Source organism: Nocardioides sp., assembly GCF_047607185.1.
In the GTDB taxonomy this organism is placed as follows: Bacteria; Actinomycetota; Actinomycetes; order Propionibacteriales; family Nocardioidaceae; genus Nocardioides.
Genome location: NZ_JASGDQ010000049.1, coordinates 1 through 18146 on the forward strand (window position 1 = coordinate 1; position 18146 = coordinate 18146).

The 18146-nt window shown below is 71.4% G+C and carries 21 protein-coding genes; 15 read left to right on the forward strand and 6 right to left on the reverse strand.

The features are described 5' to 3' along the window. Positions 1–184: 184 nt before the first annotated feature. Both QM595_RS04615 and glpX read right to left on the reverse strand, forming a co-directional pair. Positions 185–1084 (reverse strand): alpha/beta fold hydrolase, encoded by a 900-nt coding sequence (locus QM595_RS04615; RefSeq protein WP_415170351.1) that lies wholly within the window; start codon positions 1082–1084, stop codon positions 185–187. A gap of 149 nt (positions 1085–1233) precedes the next feature. Further along, entirely contained in the window at positions 1234–2262 is a 1029-nt protein-coding gene (gene glpX / locus QM595_RS04620) for a class II fructose-bisphosphatase (protein WP_415170352.1), read from the reverse strand. Positions 2263–2338: 76 nt separating this feature from the next. Here glpX and QM595_RS04625 point away from each other — a divergent pair, with 76 nt between their 5' ends. Next, the gene (locus QM595_RS04625) at positions 2339–2917 is read left to right on the forward strand and encodes a DUF4245 domain-containing protein (RefSeq protein WP_415170353.1); all 579 of its coding nucleotides are present in this window, start codon (positions 2339–2341) and stop codon (positions 2915–2917) included. A gap of 7 nt (positions 2918–2924) precedes the next feature. Here the strand turns inward: QM595_RS04625 and QM595_RS04630 are convergent, their stop codons facing one another. Together QM595_RS04630 and xseA are read right to left on the reverse strand one after the other, a co-directional pair. Beyond that, on the reverse strand, positions 2925–3131 hold the full coding sequence (locus QM595_RS04630; protein ID WP_415170354.1) for an exodeoxyribonuclease VII small subunit: 207 nt from the start codon (positions 3129–3131) through the stop codon (positions 2925–2927). Continuing rightward, a complete protein-coding gene (gene xseA / locus QM595_RS04635) occupies positions 3128–4351 on the reverse strand; it encodes an exodeoxyribonuclease VII large subunit (RefSeq protein WP_415170355.1) in 1224 nt (407 codons plus the stop codon). Before xseA ends, QM595_RS04630 begins: the two co-directional genes overlap by 4 nt. 88 nt (positions 4352–4439) lie before the next feature. On the opposite strand from xseA, the gene QM595_RS04640 reads away from it, so the two are divergent. Together QM595_RS04640 and QM595_RS04645 are read left to right on the forward strand one after the other, a co-directional pair. After that, a complete protein-coding gene (locus tag QM595_RS04640; RefSeq protein ID WP_415170396.1) occupies positions 4440–5417 on the forward strand; it encodes a 4-hydroxy-3-methylbut-2-enyl diphosphate reductase in 978 nt (325 codons plus the stop codon). Between the two features lie 18 nt (positions 5418–5435). Then, positions 5436–6062 carry an L-threonylcarbamoyladenylate synthase gene (locus QM595_RS04645; RefSeq protein ID WP_415170356.1) on the forward strand — a complete coding sequence of 209 codons (627 nt, stop codon included), beginning with the start codon at positions 5436–5438 and terminating at the stop codon, positions 6060–6062. A 178-nt stretch (positions 6063–6240) separates the two neighbouring features. On the opposite strand, the gene QM595_RS04650 is transcribed toward QM595_RS04645, so the two are convergent. After that, positions 6241–6663 carry a DUF6542 domain-containing protein gene (locus tag QM595_RS04650; protein ID WP_415170357.1) on the reverse strand — a complete coding sequence of 141 codons (423 nt, stop codon included), beginning with the start codon at positions 6661–6663 and terminating at the stop codon, positions 6241–6243. Positions 6664–6989: 326 nt separating this feature from the next. Between QM595_RS04650 and QM595_RS04655 the strand changes: the two genes are divergently transcribed. From QM595_RS04655 to QM595_RS04700, 10 genes are all read left to right on the forward strand, one after another. Further along, complete coding sequence (locus tag QM595_RS04655) at positions 6990–7115, forward strand: hypothetical protein (RefSeq protein WP_415170358.1); 126 nt, start codon at positions 6990–6992, stop codon at positions 7113–7115. Then, positions 7112–7597 (forward strand): flavin reductase family protein, encoded by a 486-nt coding sequence (locus QM595_RS04660; protein ID WP_415170359.1) that lies wholly within the window; start codon positions 7112–7114, stop codon positions 7595–7597. Before QM595_RS04655 ends, QM595_RS04660 begins: the two co-directional genes overlap by 4 nt. After that, the gene (locus QM595_RS04665) at positions 7594–8448 is read left to right on the forward strand and encodes an ABC transporter ATP-binding protein (RefSeq protein WP_415170360.1); all 855 of its coding nucleotides are present in this window, start codon (positions 7594–7596) and stop codon (positions 8446–8448) included. Before QM595_RS04660 ends, QM595_RS04665 begins: the two co-directional genes overlap by 4 nt. Beyond that, on the forward strand, positions 8445–9332 hold the full coding sequence (locus QM595_RS04670; protein WP_415170361.1) for an ABC transporter permease: 888 nt from the start codon (positions 8445–8447) through the stop codon (positions 9330–9332). The genes QM595_RS04665 and QM595_RS04670 overlap by 4 nt, the downstream gene beginning before the upstream one ends. An 87-nt stretch (positions 9333–9419) precedes the next feature. Beyond that, entirely contained in the window at positions 9420–10577 is a 1158-nt protein-coding gene (locus tag QM595_RS04675; RefSeq protein ID WP_415170362.1) for an ABC transporter substrate-binding protein, read from the forward strand. Between the two features lie 43 nt (positions 10578–10620). After that, positions 10621–11685, forward strand: a complete 1065-nt coding sequence (locus QM595_RS04680; protein ID WP_415170363.1) for an LLM class flavin-dependent oxidoreductase — start codon at positions 10621–10623, stop codon at positions 11683–11685. After that, complete coding sequence (locus QM595_RS04685) at positions 11682–12383, forward strand: cysteine hydrolase family protein (protein WP_415170364.1); 702 nt, start codon at positions 11682–11684, stop codon at positions 12381–12383. Before QM595_RS04680 ends, QM595_RS04685 begins: the two co-directional genes overlap by 4 nt. Beyond that, positions 12383–13711 carry an NtaA/DmoA family FMN-dependent monooxygenase gene (locus tag QM595_RS04690; RefSeq protein ID WP_415170397.1) on the forward strand — a complete coding sequence of 443 codons (1329 nt, stop codon included), beginning with the start codon at positions 12383–12385 and terminating at the stop codon, positions 13709–13711. Before QM595_RS04685 ends, QM595_RS04690 begins: the two co-directional genes overlap by 1 nt. Beyond that, positions 13708–14949 (forward strand): MFS transporter, encoded by a 1242-nt coding sequence (locus tag QM595_RS04695; protein ID WP_415170365.1) that lies wholly within the window; start codon positions 13708–13710, stop codon positions 14947–14949. The genes QM595_RS04690 and QM595_RS04695 overlap by 4 nt, the downstream gene beginning before the upstream one ends. A gap of 11 nt (positions 14950–14960) precedes the next feature. Next, positions 14961–15377 (forward strand): hypothetical protein, encoded by a 417-nt coding sequence (locus QM595_RS04700; RefSeq protein WP_415170366.1) that lies wholly within the window; start codon positions 14961–14963, stop codon positions 15375–15377. A gap of 60 nt (positions 15378–15437) precedes the next feature. Here QM595_RS04700 and QM595_RS04705 read toward each other — a convergent pair whose 3' ends face one another. After that, entirely contained in the window at positions 15438–16220 is a 783-nt protein-coding gene (locus tag QM595_RS04705) for an exodeoxyribonuclease III (protein ID WP_415170367.1), read from the reverse strand. 25 nt (positions 16221–16245) lie between these two features. Here QM595_RS04705 and QM595_RS04710 point away from each other — a divergent pair, with 25 nt between their 5' ends. Both QM595_RS04710 and QM595_RS04715 read left to right on the forward strand, forming a co-directional pair. Continuing rightward, the gene (locus QM595_RS04710; RefSeq protein ID WP_415170368.1) at positions 16246–17019 is read left to right on the forward strand and encodes an ABC transporter permease; all 774 of its coding nucleotides are present in this window, start codon (positions 16246–16248) and stop codon (positions 17017–17019) included. After that, positions 17016–18089, forward strand: a complete 1074-nt coding sequence (locus tag QM595_RS04715; RefSeq protein WP_415170369.1) for an ABC transporter substrate-binding protein — start codon at positions 17016–17018, stop codon at positions 18087–18089. Before QM595_RS04710 ends, QM595_RS04715 begins: the two co-directional genes overlap by 4 nt. Positions 18090–18146: the final 57 nt, after the last annotated feature.

Genomic DNA, 18146 nt, shown 5'->3' on the forward strand with positions numbered 1-18146 from the left:
CCGCTAGCCCGAGTCGGCAGAAGTGCTGGCCCCAGCACGCCCAGTCGGCAGAAGTGCAGGTCCCCAGCACGCCCAGTCGGCAGAAGTGCAGGGGCCAAGCCTGCACTTCTGCCGACTGGGCGTGCTGGGGACCTGCACTTCTGCCGACTGGGCGTGCTGGGGCCAGCACTTCTGCCGACTCGGGCTAGCGGGCCCGGTCTGCGGTGGCGCGGATCGTGCCCACGAAGGTCGGCCACAGCGGCTGCGGCAGGTCGTGGCCCATGCCCTTGACGAGCAGCAGCTGCGAACCCGGAACGGCCTTGGCGGTCGCCCGGCCGCCCGACACGTTGACCATCCGGTCGGCGAGGCCGTGGATGACGGTGGTCGGCACGGTCAGCTGTCGCAGTGCCTTGGTGCGGTCGGGCTGGGTGAGCACCGCCAGCATCTGTCGGGCCACGCCAGCGGTGCTGCCGCCGCGGTCCCAGGTGCTCTCGCCCCGGGAGCGGAGGTCGGCCTCGCTCACCGGATAGTCCGGCGACCCGATCAGCCGCCACATCTTGAGCCCCGAGGCGACGTACTCCTCCTTGGTGCGGACCTTGGTCAGCAGCCCGGGAATGAGGATCGGATGCTGCCAGCCGACCTTGCGGTTGCCGGTCGTCGACATGATCGAGGTGAGCGAGCGGACTCGCTCCGGCGCGGTGACCGCCATGGTCTGCGCGATCATGCCGCCCATGGAGATGCCGACGACGTGGGCGGCCTCGATGCCGAGGTGGTCGAGTAGGCCGAGCGCGTCTCCGGCGAGGTCGGGAATGCTGTACGGCGCCTTGATCGGCCGGCCGACGAAGGCCATGGCCAGCTGCTGGAAGGTTACCCGGCCGCGCATCCGGCTGGAGCGGCCGACGTCGCGGTTGTCGTAGCGGATGACGAAGAAGCCGGCGTCGGCCAGCAGCTGGCAGAACTCCGGGTCCCACCAGGTCATCGGCCCACCCAGGCCCATCACCAGCAGCAATGGCTCGTCCTCGGGGGAGCCGAAGGTCTGGTAGCACAGCTCGATGCCCTCGCCGACGGTGGTGAAGAGCTCCTCGGAGATGCCGGTCGTCGTCATGCCCCCATTCTGTCGTGCCCGCCTCAGCGCTCCCGACGTCCGGTCGCTACGACTGGTGTCAGTTTGCGACGGCTGACACGTGTTTCAGTGTCAGTTTGCGACCGCTCACACGTGTTTCGGTGTCAGTTTGCGACCGGTCGCGGGGAGGGTCAGCCCTCGAAGTCGATGGCGGAGTAGGCCTGCAGCTTGGCGAGCTGGTGGTCGCTGATGATCTTGCGGATGGTGCCGCTGCGCGAGCGCATCACCAGCGACTCGGTGGTGCAGCCGCCGGCGCGGTAGTGGACGCCGCGCATCAGGTCGCCGTCGGTGATGCCGGTGGCGACGAAGAAGCAGTCGTCGCCGGTCACCAGGTCGTTGGTGGTCAGCACGAAGTCGGGGTCGAGGTTGTGGCCGGCGTCGAGCGCCCGCTGCCGCTCCTCGTCGCTGGTCGGCCACAGCCGGCCCTGGATGGTGCCGCCCAGCGCCTTCATCGCGCAGGCGGCGATGATGCCCTCGGGGGTGCCGCCGACGCCGAGCAGCAGGTCGACGCCGCTGCCCGCCCGGGCCGCCGAGATCGCGCTGGCCACGTCGCCGTCGGTGATGAACTTGATGCGCGCCCCGGTCGCCCGGATCTCCTCGGCCAGCGACTGGTGCCGGGGCCGGTCCAGCAGCACCACCGTCACGTCGGAGGGGCTGATGCCCTTGGCTTTCGCCACCTGGGCGACGTTCTCGGCGACCGGCAGCCGGATGTCGACGACCTCGGCCGCCTCCGGGCCGGTGACGAGCTTCTCCATGTAGAAGACCGCCGACGGGTCGTACATGGTGCCGCGCGGCGCCACCGCCATCACCGCGATCGCGTTGGACATGCCCTTCGCGGTCAGCGTGGTGCCGTCGATCGGGTCGACCGCGACGTCCACCTCCGGGCCGCTGCCGTCTCCGACCCGTTCGCCGTTGTAGAGCATCGGGGCGTTGTCCTTCTCGCCCTCGCCGATGACGACGACGCCGTCCATCGCGACGGTCGAGATCATCACCCGCATGGCGTTGACCGCGACGCCGTCGGCGCCGTTCTTGTCGCCCCGGCCGACCCAGCGCGCTGCCGCCATCGCGGCGGCCTCGGTGACCCGCACCAGCTCCAGGGCGAGGTTGCGGTCCGGCTTGCTCTCCGGCACCTCGAGCGTGTCGGGCACGTGGCTGCTCATGGCGTCACCCTACCGGCAGGCCCCGGCCCCGCGAGGGTGAGTCGTCGGGGTGGTCCACCCCTGCGACAATGGCGCGGTGAGCACCACCGAGCCGGCCACGGAGCCAACCAGCGGCACCCGGCGCTACCCGCGCAGCTTCGGCGCGCTCGTCGGGTCGATGATCGTGCTGGTGCTCGCGGTGGTGGCCTACTGGGCGCTGCAGAGCTTCGCTCACCCCAACGAGGAGACCAAGCCGGTCGCCGTCGACTACCTCGACGCGGTGGCCGCGGCCCAGGGCGCCCACATCCCGCTGGTCTACCCGCCGTCGCTGCCGGAGGGCTGGATGGCGACCGACGCACGGCTGGATCGCGCCGAGGGACTGGCCTGGAGTCTGCCGATGCTGACCGCCAAGGGAAAGTACGTCGGCCTGCAGCAGGAGGACCACGCCAAGCTCTCCGACCTCGTCGCGACCTATGTCGAGAAGGATGCCCAGCGAGGCCAGGACGTCACCCTGGAGTCGGCGGTCGCCACGACCTGGTCGACCTGGTCGGACTCCGGCGGGGACCACGCCTTCGCAGCCGAGGTCGGCGACGCGATCGTGCTGGTCTACGGCTCGGCTCCGGTGGCCGATCTGGAGACGGTGGTCCGGTCGCTGACGACCGCCCCGGTCGGCTGAGAACGCGTCACGCGGGCTCCTCCTCGGCCTCGATCGCGGCGTCGAGCCGCTGCCGGGCGCCGTCGAGCCACTCCTGGCAGATGGTGGCCAGCCGCTCGCCGCGCTCCCACAGCGCCAGCGACTCCTCCAGCGTGGTGCCGCCGGCCTCCAGACGCCGTACGACGTCCACGAGCTCCTCGCGGGCGGCCTCGTAGGAGGGCTTGTCCTCGGTCATGGCGACTCCTCGGTGGACGTGACTTCGGCATGGATGCGGCCGTCGGCGACCCGAACGCTGACCGCCGCCCCGGCGGCGACGCCGTCGACGGAGGCGAGCACGTGGCCGCCGGCGTCCTGCACGACCGCGTAGCCGCGGCGCAGCGTCTCCAGCGGGGAGAGCGCCCGAGCGCGGGCGCGGTGGTGGCCGATGTCGTCGGCGGCCCGGTCGAGCGCGTGGGAGAGGGTGCGCCGGGCCCGGTCGCGCAGCGCCGCCACCTCCGCCGAGCGATCGTCGAGCAGCGAGCGCGGGTCGGCGAGCGCCGGCCGGGAGCGCAGCGCGTCGAGCGCCGCCTGCTCCCGGGCGAGCCAGCCGCCCAGCGTGCTCCGCAGCCGGTCGCGGGCGGTCGCCACCAGCCGGAGCTCCTCGGCGACGTCGGGCACCACCCGCTTGGCGGCATCGGTCGGGGTGGAGGCCCGCACGTCGGCGACCAGGTCGAGCAGCGGGCTGTCGGGCTCGTGGCCGATCGCCGAGACGACCGGGGTGCGAGCGGCGTGGACCGCCCTGATCAGCGCCTCGTCGGAGAACGGCAGCAGGTCCTCGACCGAGCCGCCGCCCCGGGCGATCACGATCACGTCGACCTCCGGATGGGCGTCGAGCCGCCCCAGCGCCTCGATCACCTCGACAGCCGAGCGCGGCCCCTGCATCGCGGCGTACGCCGCCTCGAAGGAGACCCGCGGCCACCGCCGGCGGGCGTTCTCCACGACGTCGCGCTCGGCGGCGGAGTTGGGCGCGGTGATCAGCCCGATCCGGCCGGGCAGGAACGGCAGCGGCCGCTTCAGCTCGGCGGCGAAGAGCCCCTCCGCGGCCAGCAGCTGCCGACGCCGCTCCAGCCGGGCGAGCAGCTCGCCCAGGCCGACCATGCGGATCTCCCGGGCATAGAGCGAGAGGGTGCCGCGGTTGGCGTAGAAGCTCGGCCTGGCCCACAGCACGACGCTGGCGCCCTCGACCAGCGGCGGGTTGAGACCGTCGAACAGGGTGCGGCTGCAGGTGACCGGGATCGAGATGTCGGCGACCGTGTCGCGCAGCGTCAGGAAGACGGTCTGCACGCCCGGCCGACGGCTCACCTGGGCCACCTGCCCCTCCACCCACACCGCGCCCAGCCGGTCGATCCAGCCGGCGATCGCGTTGGCGATCTGCCGGACCGGCGCCGGCTGCTCCGGTGAGGTCTCCAGGGCCACGAGGCGACCCTATCGAGGACCACCGACGTCGACGATGGGGCCGGGGCGGTGCCTTTCCGTAGACTCAGGAGGCGTGACCGATCTGGCGATGCCCCGGACGCTGACCGAGGCGGAGAAGCAGGTGCTGCTGGCCGCGCCGCGCGGCTACTGCGCCGGCGTCGACCGCGCCGTGATCACCGTCGAGAAGGCGCTCGACCTCTACGGCGCCCCGGTCTACGTGCGCAAGCAGATCGTCCACAACAAGCACGTCGTCGCCACCCTGGAGTCCCGCGGCGCGATCTTCGTCGAGGAGCTCGACGACGTGCCGGCCGGCGCGACCGTGGTGTTCTCCGCCCACGGCGTCTCGCCCGCCGTCCACGCCGAGGCCGCCACCCGGGGGCTGAAGACGATCGACGCCACCTGCCCGCTGGTCACCAAGGTGCACCAGGAGGCCCGCCGGTTCGCCGCCGAGGACTACGACATCATCCTGGTCGGTCACGCCGGCCACGAGGAGGTCGAGGGTACGGCGGGGGAGGCGCCCGACCACATCAAGCTGGTCGAGTCGCCGGCCGATGTCGCCACCGTCGAGGTCCGCGACCCCGCCCGGGTCGCCTGGCTGTCGCAGACCACGCTGAGCGTCGACGAGACCATGGCGACCGTCGCGGCGCTGCGGGAGCGGTTCCCGCTGCTGCTCGACCCGCCCTCGGACGACATCTGCTATGCCACCCAGAACCGCCAACTGGCGGTCAAGGAGATCGCCGCGAGCTCGGACCTGGTGATCGTGGTCGGCTCCGGCAACTCCTCCAACAGCGTCCGGCTGGTCGAGGTGGCGCTGGAGGCGGGCGCCGGGGCGGCGTACCGCGTCGACGACGCCACCGAGATCGACCCCGCCTGGCTGACCGGCGTCTCGACGGTCTCGGTCACCAGCGGCGCGAGCGTGCCCGAGGAGCTGGTGCAGGGGGTGCTGGGCGTGCTGGCCGGGCACGGCTACCCCGACGCGCGCGCGGTCACCACCGCCGAGGAGTCGCTGATCTTCGCGCTGCCGGTCGAGCTGCGCAAGGATCTCAAGGCCGCCGGGCTCACCTGAGGCGGCTAGGGTCGGTGGATGGCTCGCTATCTCGACATCCACCCGGACAACCCGCAGCAGCGACTGCTGCAGCAGGTCGTCGACGCCCTCAACGACGACCAGCTGATCGCCTACCCCACGGACTCCGGCTATGCGCTCGGCTCGCGGATCGGCAACAAGTCGGGCCGGATGAGGATCCTGGACATCCGCGGCCTCGACGAGCGGCACCACTTCACCCTGGTCTGCAAGGACTTCTCACAGCTCGGCCAGATGGTGCACGTCGACAACAGCGCCTTCCGGGCCATCCGCGCCGCGACGCCAGGCCCCTACACCTTCATCCTTCCGGCGATGCCCGACGTGCCGCGCCGGCTGCTGCACCCCAAGAAGAAGACCGTCGGGGTGCGCATCCCCGACCACACCTTCGTACGGGCGCTGCTGGAGCTTCTCGGCGAGCCGCTGCTCTCCTCGACGCTGATCATGCCCGGCGAGACCGAGCCGCGCACCAGCGGCTGGGACGTGAAGGAGACCCTCGACCATGTCGTCGACGTGGTCGTCGAGACCGGCGTCGACACCCCGGCCGAGCCCACCACGGTGATCGACTGGTCGGAGGGTGCCCCCGAGGTCGTCCGCGTCGGCGCCGGCGACCCGTCGCGCTTCGAGGGCTGACCGTCTAGGGAAACGCTGATCAATCCCGCCTGCTGCGCGCCGCGATGCGGCACGCTGGCCGCGCCGCGGCCGCTCGACAGGCGCCCAGCCTGCCTTCGCGCCCAGGTCTGAACGAAGTGGCCTTTGCCAGCACACTCGCCTCGCGACGCTCGCGACGGCGCCATTGATCAGCGATTCCCTAGCCGCGCTGTCGTCGCGCTGCCTGGGCGGCGATCACCCGCCGCCGTTGCGCGAGCAGCAGCAGGCTGAGCCCGTAGCCGACGCAGAGCGCCAGGCTGTGGCCGGCGAGCCCGGAGACCACGGCCTGGGCGACGCTGTCGTCGGCCTCGCCGACGGCGCTGGTGTCGAAGAGCGCCACCAGCACGAACACCCCGACCATCAGCAGCGGCGGCAGCACCCCCACGGTGTAGAAGTCGCGCGGCGTCACCACCACCGCCAGCCCTGCGCTGATGACGACGAAGCAGACGTCGAAGAGCAGCGTGACGCGCCCGGCGGTGAGCAGGTCGGCCGCCGCGACGGTCAGCGCCAGCGCCGTCGCGAGCGCGACCACCTGGCCGGCGGGCTCCCGCCCCAGCCGGATCGGTCCGGATCCAATGCTCACGACTCTCACCGTAGGACCGGCCACCGACAGTTCCGGCCCGGCACGCCGACCACCCTGCGCCGGGCACCTGACGTTCTGCACGCGACCCGCCGACGATCTCGTGCCGAACCTCAGGTGCCCGGGGGCCAGGCGTCGGAGTTCACCGACCCGTAACGACACCACGCCGCCCGGCGAAACCTAGGTCTCCTAGCGTCTTCCTCCAGCGGATGATCCGCGGTGCACTCAGACCACCCGGCGTCAGGCCGGGCAGGTCCGAATCGCAGCGCACGCTCTTCCTGAACGGTTAGCCGCCCCTGCCGGGGTTCGAACCATTCCAGGAGACAGTTGTGCCCATTGCGATCGCCGGCGTCGGTGGCAACCCAGCGCCGACCTGCAAGACCCTCGCCGTGACCGGCGACCTCCGCACCGCGCTGCCGGGCGCCGAGTTGACGGCGGAGGCGGGTGCGCGATGACCACGACCCAACTCGACGCGCCGACGCTGCGCTCGGCACTGGCCGGCATGGCGACACCCGTAGTCGTGGTGACCACGACCGTCGGCGGACGTCACTACGGGTTCACCGCCAACAGCTTCACCAGCGTCTCGATGGAGCCGCCGCTGCTCGGTGTCTACCTGGCCGAGACCGCCTCGTCGTACGACGCCTTCATGGCCGCCGACCGGATCGCCTTCAACGTGCTGGCCCACGACCAGGGCCAGGTCGCGCGCCAGTTCGCCACCAGCGGGATCGACAAGTTCGCGGGCCTGGCGCTCAGCGAGGAGCTGCCCGACGTCCCGGCGCTGGCAGGGACCATGGTCACGCTCGCCGGCACCGTGCACGACCGGGTGGTCATCGGCGACCACGTCCTGCTGCTCGCCACCCCCACCGAGGCCACCAGCCTCGGCTCCTCGCCACTGGTCTACCACCGGCGCGACTTCTACCGACTAGGAGCATCATGAGCCTTCTCGCTCCCAACCGGCTGGGATCGGGCCTCGACCATCCCTCGATCACGGTCGAGGGCGCCTGCCGGGCCTACGAGCTGCCCGACTTCTCCAGCCTGGTGGCGCTCGACCACGTCGACCTTGCCATCGCGCCGGGAACCTTCGTCAGCGTCATCGGGCCCAGTGGATGCGGCAAGTCGACGCTGCTGCGCATCATCGGCGGTCTCGAGCAGCCCGACGCGGGCGAGATCACCGTCTGCGGCGTCAGCCCGCGCCAGGCCGCCGAGTCCAAGGCGCTCGGCTTCGTCCCCCAGGGCGCGGCGCTGCTGCCCTGGCTGAGCGTGCTCAAGAACGTCAGCCTGCCCGCGAAGGTCAACCGCCGGCACAACCGCGCGCCGCTGCCCGACATGGCCGAGCTGCTGCGCAAGGCCGGCCTCGGCGAGGCCATGCACAAGCTGCCCAGCCAGATCTCCGGCGGAATGCAGCAGCGCGCCGCGATCGTCCGGGCCTTCGGGCTGCGTCCCGACGTGATGCTCATGGACGAGCCGTTCTCCGCACTCGACGAGTTCACCCGCGAGTCGCTGCAGGAGCAGCTGCTCGACCTGTGGGACGAGACCAAGTCGACCGTCGTCTTCGTGACCCACTCCATCAGCGAGGCGGTGCGGCTCTCCGACACCGTCGTCGTGATGGCGCCACGGCCGGGACGCATCGTCGACGTGCTCGACATCGACCTGCCCCGGCCGCGCTCGGCGGAGCTGGTGCGGAGCCCGGAGTTCCACTACTACGAGCTGCTCATCCGCGAGCGGCTGCGCGACGCCTTCGGGCACAGCGAGGTCGCCCGCGGCGAGAGGACGGAGGGCGAGGGATGACGATGACCGGCGAGACGACGGGCGAGGTGACCGGCGAGACGACCGGGGCGGCCGCCCGGCCGGCCTTCGTGGTGCCGAGCCCGGCCGAGCTGCGGGCTAGGAGGCTGCGCCGCCGTCTCGGCGTGCTGCGGCCGTCGTACTGGCTTCCCTTCGCCGCGATGCTGGTGCTGCTGGGCGGACTCTGGCAGCTCGGCGCCCACAAGCTGCCCTACCTGCTGCCGCCGCTCTCCGACGTCCTCGGCGTCCTGAGGGACCAGCCCGGCTACTTCCTGGAGAACAGCTGGGTGACATTGCGCGAGGCCCTCCTCGGCCTGGCCATCGGGTTCGTCGCGGCCTTCCTGCTCGCCATCCTGATCAGCGAGGCGCCGCTCGCCCGACGGGCGATCATGCCGGTCGCGGTCGTCCTCAACGTCACGCCCCTGGTGGCGATCGCCCCGGCGCTGGTCGTGGCCTTCGGGTTCGGCGCAACGCCCAAGCTCATCCTGACCGCGCTGATCTGCTTCTTCCCCATCCTGATCAACACCGCCGTCGGGCTGCGCTCGGTGCCCCAACAGGTGCTGCAGGTGTTCCGGACGGTGCACGCCTCCCGCTGGGAGCTGCTGCGCCACATCAGGGTGCCGAACGCGCTGCCCTATGTGTTCGCCGCCCTCCAGATCGTCTTCCCGCTCTCCGTCATCGGCGCCGTCGTCGCCGAGCTCTCCGCCGCCGGCTCCTCGGCGGGTCTCGGGACCACCATCCAAGTGGCCTCGTCCATGAACCGGATGGCCATGATCTGGGCCGCCATCTTCGTGCTCGCGCTGATGGGGTCCCTGCTGCTGCTGTTCGTCACCGTCGTCGAACGCAAGGTCCTGCACTGGCACGAGTCCAAGCAGAACCCGTCCTGACCCGTTCCACCCCGGCACCAGCCGCGGCAGCGACGCCGCGGGCCTGCGCCGGTGCGCCCCAAGACGCGCTCGAAGAAGGAGTACGCCATGTCCCTCCCCACCCGTTCCACCCCCACCACGCTGAGCACCACCCTGGGCACCACCCTGGGCGCGATCGCCCTGCTCGGCGCCCTGGTCGGCTGCGGCAGCGACGACGACGAGCCCGCGACCGGCGCCGACAGCAGCGACACCAGCAGCGAGAGCAGCGCCGCCAGCGACAGCGCGGCGATCTCCGCGGACCGCTGCGACGCCAACACGGAGGCCGGGAAGGTCACCTACATGTCCGGCTACTACTGGCAGGCCTCGGCCTCGATCCTCGAGGTCATCGCGGCCGACCGGCTCGGCTACTTCGAGGACGTCTGCCTCGACGTCGAGATGCAGCCCGGCCCCGGCGACACCTCCCAGAACGCCAAGCTGCTGGCTAGCGGTCAGGTCCAGATCACCCCGCTCTCCGAGCAGGACATCATCACCTCCAACGCCAACGGCCTGAAGCTGACCGGCATCTCGTCGTACTCCGACGCGGGCCTGGACATCCTGATGACCATGCCCGAGGTCACCGACCTGACCCAGCTCAAGGGCAAGACCCTGGGGCATAAGGGCTACCTTCCGATCAGTGTCGCGGCGATGCTGGCCAAGGCGGGCCTCGCGACCGACGACGTCAAGCAGGTCAAGGTCGGCTACGACCCGAGCGTGCTGACCCGCGGCCAGGTCGACGCGCTGACCGGCTTCGTCTCCAACGAGCCCAACCAACTCAAGAGCGCCGGCGAGGACGTCACGGTCTGGGAGCCCAAGGACTTCGGTGTGCCCGGCTCGCTCGGCGCCATCGCGGTGAACCCCGAATTCGCCGAGGACCACCCGAGCGCGGTCGAGGACTTCCTGCGGGCCACCTTCAAGGCCTACCAGTACTGCGCCGAGGCCGCCCACGTCGAGGAGTGCATCGGCTACCAGCACGACCTCGCCGGCGCGGACTCCGACGCGGAGCACGAGACGGCGGTATGGACGACCGAGACCCAGGTCGCGGCCGACACCCCGCTGCCCGGCAAGTTCGGCTCGGTCGACCTCGACAACGTCAAGGCGCTCACCGAGGTCGTCAACACCTACATGAGCATGACCGTCTCGCCCGACGACGCCGTCTCCTGGTTCGACGGCTCCTTCGCGGACGCCGTCGTCGCCGACGACGGCTCCGTCATCTGGCCGGCGCCCTGACCCGGCGAGACACCCGCGCGAACCCTGACCGAGAGAGGACGAGATGACCGAGTACGGCGTGTTCCTGCCGATCGGCAACGGCGGCTGGATGGTCTCGACCACGGCCCCGCACCCGGAGGCGACCTATGCCTACAACAAGCAGGTCGCGCTCGACGCCGAGGCCGCCGGCCTGGACTTCATCATGACGATGGCGAAGTGGAAGGGCTTCGGCGGCACCACCGACCACTGGGGCGAGACGCTGGAGTCGATGACGCTGATGTCGGCGCTGGCCGAGTGCACCGAGCGGGTGCGGATCTGGGCGACGATGCACGCCAACGTCCACCACCCGGCCGTCACCGCGAAGATGTACACCACCCTCCAGCAGATCTCCGGCGGTCGGGCCGGCATGAACATCGTCAACGGCGCCTATGCCGACGAGTTCGCGCAGATGGGCCTGTGGCAGGAGATGTCCAAGGAGGACCGCTACCGGATGACCGAGGAGTGGACCGAGGCCGTGGTCCGGCTGTGGACCGAGGACGAGGTCACCATGAAGTCGGAGTTCTTCACCCTCGACCAGTGCCAGTCCCGGCCACACCCCGAGCCCCGGCCGACCATCATCAACGCCGGCTCCTCCAAACTCGGCATGGAGTTCCAGGCCGCCTGGGCCGACGGCGCCTTCCTCGGCGCCGACACCTTCGAGGAGATGGTCGAGAAGTCCCGGTACGTCCACACCCGGGCCGCCGAGCTCGGCCGGACCTGCAAGACCTACACGATGATGACCGTCGTCCTCGCCGACACCGACGAGGAGGCCGCCGCCCTCGTCAGGCAGTACGGCGAGGGCGTCGACAGGGAGGCGCTGCTCAACATGAGCCTGGCCTGGGGCGTGCCCGAGGACCGGGCCCGGGCCTGGGCCGAGGGCGCCACCGGCGAGCGCGCCTTCCAGGTGCAGTACGTCGCCGGGTCGCCGGCCACGGTGACGGAGTCCATCCTGCGGCTGGTCCGCGAGGCCGAGCTCGACGGCCTGATGCTCATCTTCGCCGACTACCTCACCGACCTGCCCCGCTTCGGGGAGACGGTGCTACCCGCGCTGCGGGCCGCCGACGCCACCAGCCAAGGAGCCTCGCGATGACCGACACCTCGGTGGCCTCGGTCGCCTTCCGCACCAGCGCGGAGAGCCTCGACGAGCTCTCGGTCGCCCGGTTCGCCGCGCTCGAGCCGCTGCGCCCGGCCGTGGTCGTCGTCGACGTCCAGTACGACTTCGGCGCCCCCGAGGCGATCGGCCACATGTGCGAGACGCCGCAGGACCTGCAGAACGTCCAGGACGCCGTGGCCCAGGTCAACCGGCTCGTCGACGCCGCCCGCGAGGTCGGCGTACCGGTGGTCTGGGTCGAGCTGGCCACCAGCCACGACACCTGGACGGTCAACAACTGGCTGCGCAACGGCTCCCGCGCCATCCCGCTCGGCGACCACCTGCCCTGCCTGGCCGGCTCGCCGGGCGCCGCCTGGTACGGCGGACTGGCCCCGCGCCCCGACGAGCTGGTCGTCCAGAAGGACGCCTACTCCGGCTTCATCGGCACCAACCTCGACGCGCTGCTCCGCGAGGCCGGGATCGAATGGCTGATCGTCACCGGCCTGACCACCGAGTGCTGCGTCTTCTCGACCGCCAACGACGCCATGCAGCACGACTTCCCGGTCGTGGTGCCGGCCGACGCCGCGGCGTCGTACGCCGCCTCCTACCACGAGGCGGCGCTGGGAATGCTCGCCCTCAACTCCTCGATGATCACCACCACCGACGAGCTCCTCGCGCGGCTACGGGGTCGCGCGTGATGCACCTGGCACTCGACCTGTCCTTCGCGCACACCGAGGGCCGCTGGGCGCTGCCCGGCAGCTTCGTCGGCCGGGCCTTCCCCGACCCCCGCCTCTACATGGAGCTCGCCCAGGTCGCGGACCGTGGCGGCATCGACCTGCTCTTCTTCGGGGACGGCTCGGGCATCCCCAGCACCTGGCAGGGGTCGATCGACGCAGCGGTGGCGTGGGGCGTCCAGTGGCCGCGCCACGACATGAGCCCGGTGATCGCGGCGATGTCGACGGTCACCGAGCGCGTCGGCTTCGGGCTGACCTACTCCTCGACCTTCATGCACCCCTTCTACGTCGCCCGGCTGCTCAACAGCCTCGACCACGTCACCGGCGGCAGGATCGCCTTCAACGTGGTGGCCTCCACCCGGCTGGCCGACGCCCAGAACTACGGGTTCGACCAGCTGATGGAGCACGACCGCCGCTATGAGCGGATGGAGGAGTTCATCGGGGTCTGCAAGGCGCTGTGGCACTCCGTCGAGCCCGAGGCGATCCTGCGCGAGCGCGACACCCGTCGCTTCGCCGACCCGGCCGGGGTGCACCCGATCGACCACGACGGCGAGTTCTTCAAGGTCAAGGGGCCGCTGGCCTCGTTGCCGAGTCCGCAGGTGGAGCCGGTGCTGGTGCAGGCCGGCGCCAGCCCGCGCGGCATCGAGGCCTCGGCCGCCTTCGCCGACCTGGTCTTCGGCTTCGGCGCCAACCTCGCCGGGCAGCAGCGGCACCGCCGGGCGCTCGACGAGGCGCTGGTCGCCAAGGGCCGCGATCCCAAGCGGGTCGGCATCCTCTGGGACCTGCAGGCCATCGTCGGCGCCACCGACGAGGAGGCGCGGACCCGGAAGCAGGCCGTGCTCGCCTCGTGGACCGAGGAGATGGTCGGCGTCGCGCTGTCGCACAACGCCGGCTACGACTTCTCCACCCTGCCCGACAGCTTCCGGCTCGGCGACCTGCGCGAGGAGGTGATCAGGGCCAACGCCACCCCCGCCGGCCTGATCGGGCTGCTGGTGGAGGAGTACGGCGAGGACCACCTGATCACCCGCGAGGAGTTCTTCGAGCACGGCTTCCGCTCCGCGACCGGCGTCGACCACATGCTGGTCGGCTCCGCGGCCACCATCGCCGACCAGCTCGAGGAGAACTTCGCCGAGACCGGCTCACGCGGCGGCTACATGATCTCCTCGCCGCTCGCCTTCCCGGCCGGGTACGTCGAGGTGATCGAGCTGCTCACCCCCGAGCTGCGCCGCCGCGGCGCCCTGGCCGAGCGCGAGCCCGGCCAGCGCACGCTGCGAGACGTCTTCGCCTCGTGAGCGAGACCGAGCTGCCGGACCCGGCGCCCCGCGCCCAGCAGCAGCGTCTGACGTCCCGAGAGGTCGGGGAGCAGACGCTGCTGCTGTGTGCCCTGATCGGCACCGCCCAGATGACCTGGGGCGTCATCGTCCCCGGGCTGCCGCTGCTCACCGACCGCTACGACCTGGCGGTGAGCACCCTCGGCCCGATCCTGGCGGCCTTCGCCATCGGCCGGGCGCTGGCCAATGCGCCGGCCGGGCTGGCGCTGCGCTGGTGGCGGCCACGGCGCTACCTGTGGATCGTCGCGCTCGCGCTGGCGGCGGTCACCGCCGCGACCGGCCTGGCGACCACGGCACCGGCGATCGTCGCGCTCCGCTTCGTCGCCGGCCTGCTCGGCGGCGCCGTGGTCACCGTCGCCTTCTCGGTGCTGGTCGCCGGCGCCCCCGCCGGCCGGCGCGGCTCGGTGGTGGCCAGCTCGATGGTCGCCATGATGAGCGCCGCCGCGGTCGGGGCGGTGCTCGGCGGGGTCGTCGTCGAGGCGCTCGGGGTCGGCTGGTCGTTCGTCGCCGCGGTACTGCCCCTGCTCGGCTGCCTGGTCTGGGAGTGGCTGCGGCCGGCCAGCCACTACTGGGCGTCGTACTCCCGGGCGCCGACCGCCAGCGCCGGCCACGCGCCGAGCGGTCGGCGGCCGCTGCTGCTGGCGCTGTGCGGCGTCTCGTTCGCCACCTTCTTCGTCCGATTCGCCGGGGAGCAGGGGCTGGTGCCGGTGATGGCCTACGACGACGCCGGCCTGACCCCGGTCACGCTGGCCGTGGTGATGGCGGTCGGCACCGTCGTCAGCCTCGCCACCATGCCGGTCGTCGGCCGGGTGGTCGACGGCGGCGCCCGCGTCGGCGTGCTGCTGCCGGCCGGGCTGGTCGGTGCGGCGGCGGTGCTCGCGCTGCCGGCGTTCGACGGGCCGGTGCTCTTCGGGGCGGCGCTGGTCCTCTACTTCGCCGCCACCACGGCGGTCAACGTGGTCCCCGGAGTCGTCTCGGGCGACGCCTGGGCCGCCCAGGACGCCGGCGCCGTGGTCGGGCTCACCCGTACCGTCGGCGACATCGGCGCCGCCGTCGGGCCGCTGGCGGTGTTCTGGGTCGCGGACCGGTCGGGCGAAGCCGCCGCCTGCTTGCTGATGGGGGCGCTGCTCGCGGTCGCGGTCACCGGGCTCGCGGCCCTGCTCGCCCGTCGTACCCCTGTCGTCGTGAGGGCGGGCTAGCCTTGAAGGACATGGCGGTGGAGGACGAGCGCAACTGGCGCAGGTTCGGTCCGGACTCGGCGGAGCGCGCCGCGCTGCTCGCCCTCAGCGAGCACCTCGGCGTGCCGCTGCGGCCGCGCGCGGTGGAGCTGAGCCCGGGCACCATGTTCGAGATCGAGGGAGTCGACCCCGACGGCAGGCATCTCCTCCAGGTCGTCGTCAACCGGGGCACCTACACCTCCCAGAAGCGCAACAAGGTGCTCGCCGACATGTTCAAGCTGCTCTGGCTCAAGGCGACCAGATTCCCCGACTGCCGCGTCGGGCTGCTGCTCAACGAGAACACCTCCGAGGCCTTCAAGCCACGCTCGTGGACCTTCCTGGCCGCCCAGGAGCTGGGCTTCGACCTCTACGTCCTCGCCGACGACGGCACCGTCACGCGGCACAACTGAGAGGGATCCGGCCCCTCGACCGGGAGCGCCGGCTCGACGCGCTCGACTGACCGGGCTCACTCAGTCGGCGAGGTCGACGACCACCGGGGCGTGGTCGGAGGGGGCGCCGGTGCCCTGGGCGGGGTCGCGCTCGTCGGTGTCGACGAAGGCCCCGGTCACCCGCTCGGCGAACGCGGGGGAGCCGAGCACGAAGTCGATGCGCAGGCCGCGGTTGCGCTCGAAGCGCTGCCGGTAGTAGTCCCAGTAGGTGTAGACGTCCGGGCCGGGCGTGAACGGCCGGGCCACGTCGCGGAAGTCGGCCTCGATCGCGAAGAACGCCTCCCGCTCGGCGGGGGTGAGGTGGGTGGCTTTGCGGAACTGCGCCGGGTCGAAGCAGTCCTCGTCGAAGGGGCAGACGTTCCAGTCGCCGACCAGCGCTGTGGGGGTGTCCTTCCAGCGCTGCGCGGCGTCGCGCAGCCGGGCCAGCCACTCCAGCTTGTAGTGGTAGTGCGGGTCGCCGGGCTTGCGGCCGTTGGGGACGTAGAGGCTCATCACCCGCACGCCGCCACACACTGCTGAGACCGCCCGGGCCTCGGCCTGCTCCTTGAAGACCGGCATCGCCTCGAAGCCGACGAGGACCTCCTCGATACCGACCCGGGAGATCAGCGCGACGCCGTTCCACTGGTCGTAGCCGACCGCGGCGACCTCGTAGCCACGCGCCTCCAGGCCCATGGTCGGGAGCTGGTCCGGCATCGCCTTGGTCTCCTGCACGGCGAGCACGTCGATGTCGTGCCGCTCCAGGAAGGCCTCGACCCGGTCGATGCGGGACCTGATGGAGTTGACGTTCCAGGTGGCGATGCGCACGAGGCGAACCTATACGGTTTCCGTCATGCTCCAGGTGCCGCGGCCGTCATACTGGCTGCCGTTGCCGATCCTGCTGCTGGTCGCCGGGCTCGGCTGGCAGGCCGGCGCGCGGCGGTGGCCCTACCTGCTGCCGCCGCTGCAGGACGTCTGGCACCAGCTCGCCGAGGATCCCGGCTACTTCACCAGCGCGGCTGGGCACACGTTGACAGAGGCGCTGCTCGGCCTGCTGATCGCCCTGGTCGTGGGCTTCCTGCTGGCGGTGCTGGTCAGCGAGGTGCCCATCGCCCGGCGCGCGATCATGCCGGTCGCGGTCGTCCTCAACGTCACGCCGCTGGTCGCCATCGCGCCGGCGCTGGTGGTGGCCTTCGGCTTCGGCATCACCCCCAAGCTGATCGTGACGGCGCTGATCTGCTTCTTCCCGATCCTGATCAACACCTCCGTCGGGCTGCGCTCGGTGCCCGGGCACGTGCTGCGGCTGCTGGACTCGATGGCCGCCACCCGGTGGCAGAAGCTGGTCCATGTGCGGGTCCCGCTCTCGGTGCCGCACCTGCTCGCCGCGCTGCAGATCGTCTTCCCGCTCTCGGTGGTCGGCGCCGTCGTCGCCGAGCTCTCGGCGGCCGGCGCGAACGGCGGCCTCGGCACCGTCATCGCCGTCGCGAGCTCCATGAACCGGCTCGCGGTGGTGTGGGCCGCCATCTTCGTGCTGGCGCTGATGGGGGCGCTGCTGCTGTTCGCGGTGTCCACGCTGCAGCGGTTGGTGATGAGGCGATATCGCCGTACGGCAGAGTTCTCCGGGTGAAGCGGATCCTCGTCGCGGCCGTCGCCGCGTTGCTCGTCCTGGCCGGCTGCGGTGGCGGCTCCGAGTCAGACCCTCAGCCGAAGGAGGACGGCGGCGCCATCGGAGGCGAGCGGTGCGCACAGAATGCTGCGGCCGGCAAGATCACCTACCTGACCGGCTACTACTGGCAGGCCTCGGTCTCGATCCTGGAGGTGATCGCCGCCGACGCGCTGGGCTACTTCGACGACCTCTGCCTCGACGTGGAGCTGCAGCCGGGCCAGGGCGACGTCTCGCAGAACACCAAGCTGCTCGCCAGCGGCCAGGCGCAGCTCGGCGGGCTCTCCGAGCAGGACGCCATGACCGCCAACGCCAGCGGGCTGAGCGTGCTCGGCATCTCGTCGTACTCCGACGCGGGCCTGGACATCCTGATGACCGGCCCCGACATCACCGACCTGGCCCAGCTCAAGGGCAAGACGCTGGGGGAGAAGGGCTGGGTGCCGGTCGGCGTGCTGGCGATGCTCGGCCAGGCCGGGCTGGCGCCCGACGACGTCAAGCAGGTCAAGGTCGGCTACGACCCGACGGTGCTGACCCGCGGCCAGGTCGACGCGCTGACCGGCTTCATCTCCAACGAGCCCAACCAGCTGCGTGAAGCCGGCGAGGAGGTGACCGTGTGGCAGCCGAAGGACTTCGGAGTCGCCGGCTCGCTCGGCTCCTACGCCGCCAATCCCTCCTTCGCGGCCGACCATCCCACCGCCGTCGAGGACTTCCTGCGCGCGGTCTTCAAGGCCTACGGCTACTGCTCGGAAGCCGTGGACGAGTGCCTGGGCTACCAGGCGGAGCGGGCCGGCGCCGACGCCGACCCGGCGCACGAGAAGTCGGTGTGGACCACCGAGACCCAGGTCGTCGCCGACAACCCGCTGCCGGTCAAGTGGGGCTCGGTCGACCTCGACAACGTCCGCTCGCTGGCCGGCGTCATCAGCGAGTACGGCGGGGTGAGCGTCTCGCCCGACGACGCGGTCTCCTGGTTCACCAACGACTACGCCGACAAGGTGGTCGACGACTCCGGCGCGGTGATCTGGCCCGCCCCGTGACCAGGCGCAAACTGACAGCCGATCCCCGCCGAGCAGGCGCAAACTGACAGTCAATTG